This is a genomic window from Mycoplasmopsis gallinacea (assembly GCF_900660495.1).
Lineage (GTDB): Bacteria > Bacillota_I > Bacilli_A > Mycoplasmatales > Metamycoplasmataceae > Mycoplasmopsis > Mycoplasmopsis gallinacea.
The window spans coordinates 955,743-968,645 of the sequence record NZ_LR214950.1 but is presented as its reverse complement, the minus strand read 5'-3'; the positions used below and the strand labels follow the sequence as shown (position 1 = coordinate 968,645).

Here is a 12,903-nt window from a genome sequence, read left to right as displayed (position 1 = left end):
CTTGAATTTTATTTCAATAATTAATATCAAAACTGCTTGTGTTGAATTCTTAAGAATTCAATATAATTATATTAAAAGAAACAAACAAGAGTGACAATTCGTTTAATAATTTACATTATAACTCTTTTATATGAATGTGAAATTTTCGTATATAATATTCACTTATCAATTTTTAAAATACTTTTTCTTTTTTTCTAAAATTTTATTTTAAAAATATAAAAATAAAATCCCAGCAAAACAGTAAGCTGGGACATAAAAATCTGGCAAAAGTTTAATTTACTAAGGTTTTTCAATACACTTTAGTTGTTTTTAATTTCGCATTAATTGAATTCTTTCGTTGTTGTATCAAGCAGAAAATCATTAATGAATAATTTTAATTTATTAAAAGTTATTTTGTAATGTCAATTGATTTTAAATATGTTTAAAATAAATAAAAAATATGGAATAAACTAGGACACGAAATATGGACACAACCATATTTCGTGTTTTTATATATTTAGGAGGTATTATGAGACAATTAAAGGCACATGAATGATTAGAACTATTCGGTAGTTATGAAGATTACAAAAATAATTTGATATCGAAAAATGATTTTGAACTTAAATATTACTCAATTAGAGGTTTTAGTTTCTTTGATAGAAAATTCAATGATGCTAAAAAATATTTTGTATTGAAGTATAACAGATATAATTTAGGAATGATAAATATAGAATCGCAAACAGGTAAATCACCTAAAAAAGGTAAAGGTTCAGGTAGACCAAGGAAGCAAAAAATTACTCCTATCGAAATTGTAAAAAAGGAGTGAGAAAAAATGCCTAAGGAACAATTGATTGAGATTTTAGAAATTTATAAAGACTCTTTTGATAGAAATAATATTGAAGTTGATATTTCTAAAATCAAGAAATCTTCACTTTCTACAAGAAAATTGGGTCTATGCTTTAATAAATCTAAGTCAACAATTCACAATCTAAAAAATAAAGATCAGCAAGCGAGAAAAAAATCTGTAAATACTAAATATGATGAATTAATAATTGAGTCATTTAAGAAAAATAAGGGTTTGTTTGGCAGAAAAAGATTGGAAAGCTATATTAGAACAAAATTCCAAATAGCTCTAAATTATAGGACTATTGGTAGAGCAATGAGAAGATTAAACTTATTTTGTTTAACCAGAAGAAAGAAAAGAGACAGAGAACAAAAGAACACAAACGTAAAATTTATAGATCTTGTTAATCGTGATTATCATGGAGAGACAAACCAAATAATTGCTACTGATGTTACTTATATTTCTGCACCAAAAGATTGCTTAAACAATTTTGTATTTTTATCTGTTGCGATTGATCACAAAAGCAAATTTGTTGTTAATTATAATCTTTCAAAAAGAAATGATTTAGAACTAGTAATGGAACATATGTCTAAAATCAAAATGGACAAAAAATGAATAGCTCATTCTGATCATGGTTTCCAATATTCTTCAAAAACTTATGTAGATTTAATTCAGAAAAACAATGGTGTTGTATCAATGGGTAGAGTTGGAAATTCTTTAGATAATAGAGAAGCAGAATATTTCTTTTCAATTTTAAAATCAGAATGTTTAAAATTAATCGACATTACAAAAATAACTTTTAATGAATTAAAATCACTAATCGATGATTTTGTATTTTGATACAACAATGAAAGAATTCAATCAGTATTAAATTGAAAAACACCTCAAGAGTGTTGAGGTGTTTTACCAAATTAAACTTTTTTGTCCACTTTTCGTGTCCCAGTTTAGAACACAAATTCCATATTTTTTTAATTTAAAATTAAGAATTATTTTTTACTTTTTTAACTAAAACACCAATCATTATAGCTGCAAGAGTTGTGCTTAAACCTAAAGCTAAATATCAAAGTCAACTTAATTTTTCTTCAACACCTGCTTTTTCTTTTAATAGTGTTTCGAATAATGATTTTTCAATTTTATTTAACGGATCATAATTAAGTTTTAATAATTCTTTAATTAATTTTTTATTTAAATTACTTTCTGGTTTATAAGTATCAAAATATGAAGTATTTAAGATACTATTAGCAAATTCAACAAACTTAGTTTGATTTAATTGTTCTAATTTATTAGTTGCATCAATAAATTTATTTTTATCAACATTTTTAAGAGCATCAAAATAACTTATTTCAGCTTCTGCAAAGTTTAAATTATATTGATTGTGATTTAGAACAAAATCTTTGCTTGTATCTAATTTACTATTTAAATTGCTTGATTCAACTGAATTAATTAATTCAGTAATTGAATTAATTTTAGCATTTAAGTCTTGAATTGCTTTTTCAGTATCAGGATTTTTAACATCTGAATTATTTCATTGTTCGTGTAATGATTTAAGCAATTTACCTTGTTCAATTAATTCAATCAATTTATCAATGCCATTAACATCTTCGCCATAATTAGCTAATTCATCTAAAATGTCTTGAATTTCTTTTGGCAATTCTTTATTATCAACATCTTTTTGATACTCAATAATTTTGGCATTTAATTTCTCATATAAATCATTAATTTTCTTAGCTTCGTCATCAATTGCTTTGAAAGCTTGTTTAATTTTATCTAAAATTTCTTGAGTTTCAGCAACTGAAGTATTTGGGCTATTATAACCATTTGGAGTTTGGTTATTAATTAATTTTTTACCATTATCAATTGCTTTATCATAAGCATCTTTTTTAGCTTGATCTGCACGTTGATATGCATAAGTATTAACCACATCAGGATATTTATCTGTTAATTCTTTAATTTGATTGATTAAATTATTTAACTGATTAGCAACATCTTTATTGGTTTTTGCTTCATTTAAGTCATTATTTATAATTTGATTAATTAAGTGATCTTTTTGACTTTGATTAATTAAATTACTTTGATTATTAATTACATCCTGATTAACATAATCAATTAAAGCTTGTTTTTGTTTTTGAATGTCATCGATTTGACTTTGAATTTTATCTAAAGCTTTTTGTTCTTGCTCAATATTATTAGTTTTATTATCTTCAGCAACTTTATTAACTTGTGTAATTAATTGGTTTTTCTCATTATTTGTTAAATAATCATTTGCTTTAATTTTTTCAATTAAAGCAACTTCTTTACCATTTAATCTTTGGTAAGCACCATCTAATGAATTATTATTAATGTGATTATCAATTAAATTATCTAAATTAAATTGATTATTGTTATCTAATCCATTATCAGTTGTAGATTGACTTAATTCTTTAGCTTTATTTAATATTCGATCAAACTCAGTTTTATCATCTGCTTTATGATATTTAGCATTAGATTGATCAGCAATTAATTGATGATAGTGATTAATTAAATCACTTAATTTCTTCATTTTCTTATTAATTGGACTATATGTTTCAAAGTTTTTAAGAGCTTGATTGTAATCTGGTTCATTAATTAAACTATCTTTTAAATCTGCTTTTTGTTTTGGATTTAAATATGGATAGGTTTTATCAATTTGATTGATTAAATCAGTAATTTTAGCTTTATCAATGATATTATCAACTGCCTCTTTAGTAACGCTTTTATCAATATTATCTTTAAATTGAGCTTTTTCGTTTTCATTTAAGTTATCAAGTGCATCAACTGTTTTTTTAGCTTCTTTTTTGTATTTGTCTAATTGATTTAAGAAGCCATTTAAAGTAATAGTTTCAGAGCTTGCTGATTCAATATCGGTTAAGTTTTCCTTAGTTGAAGCAATTTTATATTTAAAGCTAATTGAACCATCAATATCGTTAGCAGTTAAATCAATAATTTTTAAATTAGCTTGATTAATTGCTTCATTATCTAAGTTTGTATCAAAATATTTACTTAGATTATTTAACACTTCTTCTTTATTAGCTAATAATTCTGAAGGTAAAATTTCAGCTTGATTATCTAATTTATATTCAACATGTGCTTGAATTGTATCATCTGCTAATAAAGCATCAATTCTTGCTTGCTCAGTTAAAAATCCATTGACAGTGAATGCTTTATCATCAACATGAATGTCATTTAAACCTTCTCTTGTTGAATAAATGCTATAAGTACCACTTAAAGTACCATTTCTATCATCACGGGTTTTATTATTAATTGTAATATTGGCAGTTTTAGCATCATTTTGATTTAAATTATCAATAACAATTGCGGTATCTGAAGCTTGTTTTTGATTTTTATCACTAACATTATTATTAAAATCAAAAGCAAGATCTTTTAATCTTTGTAATTCAGTTTTAAAGCCACTTAATTTATTAGTATTAGCACTTCTTGTTTCATTAACAATAATTTCTGCATTTTCTAAACCTGGTTTAGTTGATTGCAAGGTATAAGTTACTTTAATATATCCTTCACGATCATCACGCTCAGTAATAGTTAATGAATTATCTTTAATTTTCATGTGATTTTGTTCTAAAGTTTCATTGTTATTTAATTTAACAATTACTTTTGAAGCAATTACGTCACTTTGATTATAAAGTGGCAAGTATTGATTTCGATTTTCAAAATCAAGCACAATTTGTGGTAATAAACCTTCGATTCTTCTTTCTTCTTCTTCGGTGTTAGTTAAAAAGCCATCAAAATTAACAGGATTTGATTCTTTAGAAATTACCTCTTGTTCATTAAAGGTTTCTTTTCAATTACTTACTAATTTTTTCAAATTATCTTGATCAGTATTTACTTGTCTATTTGAAATTAATTTGTATTTAACTCCAATTTCACCTGTATTATCATTAGAATCTGTTAAAAGTAAATCAGAGATATGGCTAGTTGTGCTATCACCATTTTCTTTAACTGAAGAGCTAAAATTATCTTTATTTAAAGTTGAAGCTTTTTGATTTTCTTTATTAACAGTGCTATTTAATGAAATATTATATGGATCAGTATCAACTAATTTATTTAATCTTTGTAATTCTGTTTCAAAACCATTAAGAATAATTTCTTTAGTATCAGAAACTACAGAAGAAAACTCTGGTTTAGTTGATCTAATTTGGAAACTTAAGCGAATTTCACCAGTTAAATCATTGTAACCAATAATTTGTTGATTAATAAACTCATAATTATCTTTATTAAATGTATCTCAAGTTCAATTAGTAGTTGCATCTGTTAAACTTGAAGCTTGTTCATTTGCTTTATTTGGATAATCAATATTATAAAGAACACCATTTTCAACTTTATCAGTAAAATCAAGAGCATCTAATCTTTCTTTCTCAATTTGAGTTAAAGTTTTAAAGCCGCTTAAAGTATCTGATTTATTATGTTCGCTACTTGAAGTTACAGTATTTAAGTTTTGCGAATTAACCACACCTCTATTAGAAATAATTTGTCAAGTATAACTAATTTGGCCTATGTTATCATCAGCTGATTTATCTACTACTTTTAAGTTATAGCTTGCATCTTGATTAGATGCTAATTTATTTAAAATTAAGTCTTTTAATAATTTTGATGCAGCTCATTTATTATATTGGTCGCTTGCGACATTTTTAATTCCAGCTTCAATTGCTAAGTTTTGAATAATTTCATCAAGACGCATTTGTTCAGTTTTAAAGCCTTTAATTTGTGCGTATTTATTTTTTGAAGTTACATTTTTATAAATTTCATCACTTTTTTGAGAAACTAAATGGTATGTAACTCCGATATAACCTTCAATTTCATGTCTTGCATTAATTTCATCAATTACAACTCTAGCTTCTGGATTAGCTTCTTTTATAGTTGCAATTACTTTTTTAATAACTGCTTCTGAAGGTAAGATTGTATTTTTGTTTTCATAATCTAATGTAACAGTTAAATCATTTAAACGTTCTTTTTCTGCTTCACGATCAATTTTATCTTGCTCTGCCTTAGTTCTAAAACCAGATACACTAATAGAACCTAAATCAGTATTATCTGAAACAGGATCTACAAAAGGAGTATTAGGATCAACTTCTCAATTAGAAATTAATTCAGCTTGAGTTTTGGTTGATCTAAGTTCAGCTTCAATATTAACAATTCCTGCAGCATCATCTACACTTTCTTTAGAAACATTAATTAATTCAGCTTTATTTTCAGTGCTTTGAGTATAGTAGAAATTATTTAAATCATCATTATCATCTGTTGCTTTTGAAGGTATTGATAATGATTTTTGTGGATAATCAACATTAATATTTTGATTATACATCTCTTGACGTAAATTATTTAATCTACCTTTTTCAGTTAAATAATTATCAATAATAATTTCTTTTGGTTCTGAAACTACATCTTGACTGTTTTTGTTACTAATAACTTTAAATTGAACTTTTAAAGCACCAATTACATCATTATAACCAATTACATTAGTGATGCTAATTCTTTCATCAGCGTGATTATCTGGAGTTTTGAAAGTTAAGTTAATATCATTATACTTAGTAGCATCATCGAAAACAGAAGCTAATTTAGTTGCATCTCCTAAACCAACAAATTCATCACTGTTGTAAGCATCAATTATTTCTTTTTCTCTATCAATTGGGCTTTGGAAACCACTAATAGTAATTTCTTTATTTACACTTGAAGTAACATCACCTAAATTATCTTTAGTAGAAGTTAAATTATAAGTAACAATTACTTGTTGATTATTTTTTGGATCTACTTTTACATTAGTAATTTCAATTTTAGCTTTTGAATTAATTAACGATGTTTGGTTTGGACTTAACATTTTTTCAGTTACTTCTGAAGCTAAAACTTTATTTTGAGCTTTTTGTCCATTATAAGTAATTTTCTTAGTGATTGCATTATCATTAATTACTTTGTCTAATCTTTGACTTTCAGTTAAAGTATTAAAAGTGGCAGTTCTTACCTTGGTAGAAACAATATCGTCTAAATTAGCTCTTTTTGATTTAATCTTGTATTGAACGGTAAATGCTCCAGTTTTATCATTAATAGAATTTGGAAGAATTTTAACTTCATAAGCTTAATCTGTTTGACTTGTAGCAAAAATGATATCGCTTGGTTTTATTTCAGAAGCAGTTTTATTTAATTTAGCATTTTCACTTAAAGTAGGTTGGTAACTAAGAGCATCAATTCTTTCTTGCTCAGTTTTATATTTATCATTAGTTGCTGATTTAAAAGTATAAGTTTTAACTGCAGTTTCTGCGTTAGTTAAATTTGCTTTAGTTGATCTTAATTTATATGAAATAGTTACATTTCCATTTCGATCATCTTTATTAGTAACAGTTAAACCAACTACTTCAGCTTCACTGTTTTCAGGTAAAATCACAGCTAAAGCACTATTAATATTAGTAGCAGAAATTTCAGAAGGCATCAGTTGTTTATTTTTATTTTGATATGAAACTTCTAATCCATTTAAACGATTAATTTCTTCAAGACGATTAGTTAAATAACCTGTAAATGTTGAAGTCTTAGATTGTTTAGATTGAATAGGATCTGAATTAGTAACAGCAGGTTCTCAATTATCTGAAACTAAGTCATTTCTTGTTGAAGTTAATGTATAAGCTACCTTAATTTCTCCTGAATCATCGTTTGGAACTAATGTTAAATTAGAATCAATTTCAACATTTGAATTAGCAAGAGGATTTGGATTATTAGTAACAAAATCAGCTGATGTTAAAGCAGAAGGTTTTTTGTTTGTTGTTCCTGATTTTTGACTAATTACAGAAGTAGGAGAAGTATTTGTAACTAATTCATTAATTCTGTCTAATTCAGTTTTAAAACCAGAAATAGTTACAAATTTTTCTTCTGATTTAATAGTTTGAAGATTTTCTTTAGCTGATTGTAATTTAAAACCTAATTTAATTTCTCCAGTAATATCGTTATAAGCAACAACCCTTTTGTCAACAAAGGTATATTGACCATCTCTTTCAGGACTTCAAGTTCATTTATCACTATTTAAATCATTTAAATCAACTTCAGAAGCTAAAATTTTAGATTTATCATTTCTATCAATTGAATAAGCACTTAAGCCATCTAATCTAGTTTTTTCACCATTTTTAAATCCAGTAATTATTACACTATTAGCATCAGATTTTGGAGCAGTATAAGTAATATCTGCTAAATTGTTATCATTTCTTCAGAATAACTCTTCTTTAGCTTTAGTTGAAGTTAAAGTGAAGTTTAAAGTGCTTCTACCAAAATCAGCTTCGGGATTAATGTTTGTGATATCAAAAGTTAATTTGTCATTTGTTGCATTTGAATATGAATAATTTGCTTTATTTTTAGCAGTTGTTGAATCGGCTAATTCATTTGAAGTTGTAAAATTAAGATTAATTTTACTTTGACCTTGATTAATGCTATTAGCAATAGTATTTAATCTTCGTTTTTCAGTTTGATAATTATCTTTAGTATCTGCTTTAAAAATGTAAGTTTGCACTTTAGTTTTAACATCGGTTAAATTAGTTTTAGTTGAAACTATTTCATAAGTAATTTCAAGTTTACCTTCAACATCATTAGCAGCAATTACTTGAATATTTTCAATAGTTGCTTGTGGATCATTACTATTAATTGCAACAGTAAAAGGAGTTTTGTCATTAGTATAATTTTTAGCCACATTAGTAGCGAATAATTCTGGTTTATTATTAGTATGATTAATAGTTAAGTTATATAAACGAGCACTTTCATCAAGTTTAGATTTAAGCTTGCTTAATTCATCTTTTAAAGCTTTAAAGTTAGCTAAAGCTTTAGTATAAAGTCCGCTGTAATTGTTTGGATCTGTTTGTTCTACTTGATTAAATTTATTTTTATTTTCATTATTATCTTCTAAATTTAAATTAAACCCGGTAATTAACTTATTAGTTAAATTATCAGCAGTAGTTTTGAGTGACTCAATAGCATTTTTATAACCAGCATTAGTATCAACAACATAATTAGTTTGTCATTCCTCAATTTTATTTAATTCCAAACCAATGTATTGATCTAAGGCTTGAACTTTCTTAAATTGATCTTCTTTATCACTATCATTAGTAATTGTTTTATCAATTTCTTTTAACAATTGTTGTTTTAATTCAACTGTCATGTGTTTTAATTCATTTTGTCTTGGTAAATATGAACTAGAACCATCTAATTTAGATTTAGCTTTTTCAAGATCACTTAATAAAGTTTCAATTTCTTTACTATTAGTAATTGGAGTAGCAGCAGAATCATCAATTACTGTTTTGGTTTGCTCAATAAAGTTTTTGTAATCGTCTTTTTCACTTTTAGTTCTTTCATAAACATAAAGTTCATCAGTAATTTCGCCATTTTCATTTGGTTTAAGTGAATTAGACAATCCATCATAATAATCTTTTAATGCTTTCATTTGAGTATCTAAATTAGTTGCATTAGTTTTAAAGGTTTCATAATTTTCCGGACTTACATAATTACTATCATTATTATCAGTAATATTTATTTGATTAATTAAAGCTTTTTTTTGCTTGTCAGTTAAATTAGTTAACGAATTAATGTGATTATTTAAAACAGCTTTATCATAAATTGGTTTTAAATTAGCATCACTACCAAACTGACTAAATTCTTCACTAATTGGGTTAAGTTGAGCATCATTAACCAATTGAATATATTTATTTCTTTCTTCGTCTTTTAAATTTGTTAATTCATTTAATTTATCAGTTAAATTACTTTTAGCTTTAGCAAAAATAGTATTAATTTTATTAGCTAATTTTTCATTATTAGAAGTTCAATTTGTATCTGTTATAGTACCGTTATTAACTTGATAGTTACTTGGCAATTCATTTACAAAAGTATCAAATCCTTGTCTTTCTGTTTCATTGCTTTCAACAAAAACAAATGAGTCAACTGCTTTTTTAGCTTGATTTTTGTTACCATCTAAAGCTTGTGAAGTTTCAGTTAAGGTAGTTAATGCATTTTCTAATTTAGTTTTGAAATTATTAAATTTATCATAGTTTGATAAAAATTCTTTGCTTGGATCATTTAAGAAAATTTGTTGATATTCAGCATTATCAAATGCATCAATAAATTTATTGTATTCTTCTTGTCCCTCTTCACCTTGACGAGTTGATAAGGCGTTTTTTGAAACAGTTTCTTTTCATTCACCATCATCTGTTTTTAAATTATCTTGAATTCAAGTTACATAATCATTTAAATATTTACGTTTTTGAATCGCATCTGCTACTGTTGCTTGAAATTCTCTTAATTTAGTTAAGTTTGCAGTTGAATCTGTTTCAATTAAGTTATCAATACCACCATTAGTTGCAGTTAATTTAAATTGATTATTAATTATTTCAATTGCTTTATCTTTAAATAATTTGTAAAGATTGTCTTTTTCATTTGTACTTAAAGAATCATACAACTCTGAATAATTTGTTTGAAATTCACTAGTAGCAATTTTGTAAATATTTCCACTTACTGTATTATCAACAACTTTATATCCATCTAATTTAGCTACTTCTTGATCATATTTTTGATGATTGACACCCCTTTGACGTTCGTCACCCAAAATACTATTTAATTTATGACCTCATTCAGTAACGCTTTTTTGCCCTTGTGGTAGAGGTTGATCATTTTTTAAAGCATTTTTTCCAGTAGATAAATAATTATGAATTTCAACTACCATATCTTTTAAATTTTGAGTTGAAGAATAAGCAAAATTTAATTGAGAAATTAATTTGTTTTCATCGTTAGATAATGCTTTATTAGTATCAGAATAATAAGTTTGATCAACTTCTGAAGCGAATTGAATCATAGGAATCATTGTTCTTAAGTAATTCATGAAAATGTCCACATATTTTCTAGCACCTGGGGTATTATGATCATTAAATCAAACATCACTTTCGTTACTATTTTCTCCTCTTGATTTAAATTCATTACTAATAAATTTTTGAACCAAGTCACTAACTCATCCTGATAAATTAGGAAATTCTGTTTGTAACATTTGCTCAATTTTTAATCTATCAGTAACAAGTGGTTTATATACTAAATCATTAAAAACATAGAAACCTTGTGAATCCTTATTTGTAGAAGAAAGTGGAGCCTCTGCAATTTGTCATTGATTTCTAAAATTAGGATCTTTAATTGTTGCTTTAATTTTTAATGAACTTGGATTGATATCTTCAAGAGCTAAATTTAAATTGTATTCACTGTAGTATTCTCTTGCATTGTTTATTTTATTGTACTGATTTCTATCTAAGTCAAATAATTTAATTTCTGTACCACTTTGATTAGTGTAATAAACACCTACTTCATACAATTTATTATCAATTTCATTGTCTTCTCTTCTTTTAAATGATTTAGGTAAATAGAAGTTAGCATCAGAAGATTCAACTCTTTCTTTAATTCTAAATTTGTATTGAGATGATTTAGCCCTTTCACTTCTTATGATAAATCCAGATTCACCTTCAAATCCAGAGTTAAATCCAACATCAAAAAGAGTATAGGCTCCACCTAAAAAGGTTGGAACCGAATTTTTTCCATTTCATTGAAAGTTTGGATTATCAACAGTTTCGAATTCAACAACTACAACGTTATTTGATCATCCTCTATTTCTAGCATTTGGCGCATCAATGAAGAAAGTAAACATATATCCAGCATTTTTATTTAATAAATCTCAAAAACCAGCACCTTCATTATTTAATAATTCTTCATCGTATAAACCATCTTGTTTTAATCTGGCTGCAACATTTCCATTATCAAAGTTATTAATTTTTTTAGTAGATTTGTGGTAAAAACCTGGATTTCCCCTTCCAAGGGCAGTAACTGGATCGTTGATTAATCTATTAGCTATTACAGAACGATTGTCACGGGTCAAACCATTTCTTTCGGCAACTGCTAATTCTTCTGCAGTTCAAGGATAAGCAGAATTGGTTCATAATCCTCTTAATCTAATTTCACTATTATTGTTATAACCAGCTGCACCAGTGGTGCTTGTATTTTGAGGGTTTACTCAGTTAACAATATTTTGTCATTTATCTTCAAAGTAAGGATTTTGAGAATAAAGAGGGTTAATAAAAGTGTAATTGTTTTTATTGGTTGGTAACTGACTTCATGAAACTGGAATTTCTCTAGTTGAAACATTTGCATAATCAATTTGATTAATATCAGCTGGATAAAATGAAAATTTAACAACTGAATTATCTGCTAAAATCATATCTTCAGAAAAATAGAAACCACCTAAATATCTGTTTTCTCTAAAACTAGATGGTTGTTGTTTATGATAAATTAATTTTCATTTTCTCCGTCTACCATCTAATGATTTAGGGTCAACTCAATTAGCTTTTTGGCTAAATCTATCATAATAATTTGTATTTAAGAAATTAGGATTTCTATTATCAGTTATTGTTGGATCACCTACAGTCACAAAATTTTGAGTTCCAATATAACCTTCAAATCTATAATCTGCACTATTATCTCATGAACCATATGGACTATATCTTGAATTAGAATAAATATCAGTATCTTCATAAAAGAAACTGTCATATTTAGTATCAGCAGTATCTTTACCCATATAGATAGGAACTAACCCAGAAAAAGGAATTAAAAATGCAGTTGAAGAAAGAGTAGCACCTAAAAGCTTAAATATATTTTTTTTGTTCATAAACAAAGTCTCCTAATAATTTTCAAGTAAATAAAATATAAACACATAAGATAAACGTAATAATAATTTAACCAACGTCAGTTACTATTAATGATTTTGAAATTAATACAAAATCATTCTTTATATGTTTTAATATATATTACAACTTTTTTATGTAAATTAAAAATAAAAATTAGAAAAGTGAACTAAAAATTGGAAAAGTGCCGTGCAACCTAAGTGTCAAAAAATAACAATGCTTTTTCGGTGCTGAAATTATAGGAAAATTAATGTTATAAATTAGAAAAATTGCACACAAATTTTGAATGCATAATTTTTCTAATTTACAGTTTTTTTCCAATTTACCACACTTTAGTTAAAATTAAACACTGAATTAGCAAACTTTAGT

General features: G+C 25.8%; 4 protein-coding genes. 2 read left to right on the top strand and 2 right to left on the bottom strand.

What is annotated here, in order from left to right; all coding sequences use genetic code 4:
• Positions 1-508: 508 nt before the first annotated feature.
• The gene (locus EXC51_RS03825) at positions 509-1,738 is read left to right on the top strand and encodes an IS3 family transposase (protein ID WP_165001809.1); all 1,230 of its coding nucleotides are present in this window, start codon (positions 509-511) and stop codon (positions 1,736-1,738) included.
• 64 nt (positions 1,739-1,802) lie between these two features.
• Here EXC51_RS03825 and EXC51_RS03820 read toward each other — a convergent pair whose 3' ends face one another.
• Positions 1,803-6,674 (bottom strand): GA module-containing protein, encoded by a 4,872-nt coding sequence (locus tag EXC51_RS03820; protein ID WP_129620595.1) that lies wholly within the window; start codon positions 6,672-6,674, stop codon positions 1,803-1,805.
• A gap of 67 nt (positions 6,675-6,741) precedes the next feature.
• Between EXC51_RS03820 and EXC51_RS03815 the strand changes: the two genes are divergently transcribed.
• Positions 6,742-6,927: a hypothetical protein gene (locus tag EXC51_RS03815; protein WP_129620594.1), complete on the top strand. Its 186-nt coding sequence runs from the start codon at positions 6,742-6,744 to the stop codon at positions 6,925-6,927.
• Positions 6,928-6,929: 2 nt separating this feature from the next.
• Here EXC51_RS03815 and EXC51_RS03810 read toward each other — a convergent pair whose 3' ends face one another.
• Entirely contained in the window at positions 6,930-12,518 is a 5,589-nt protein-coding gene (locus tag EXC51_RS03810; RefSeq protein ID WP_129620593.1) for a lipoprotein 17-related variable surface protein, read from the bottom strand.
• Positions 12,519-12,903: the final 385 nt, after the last annotated feature.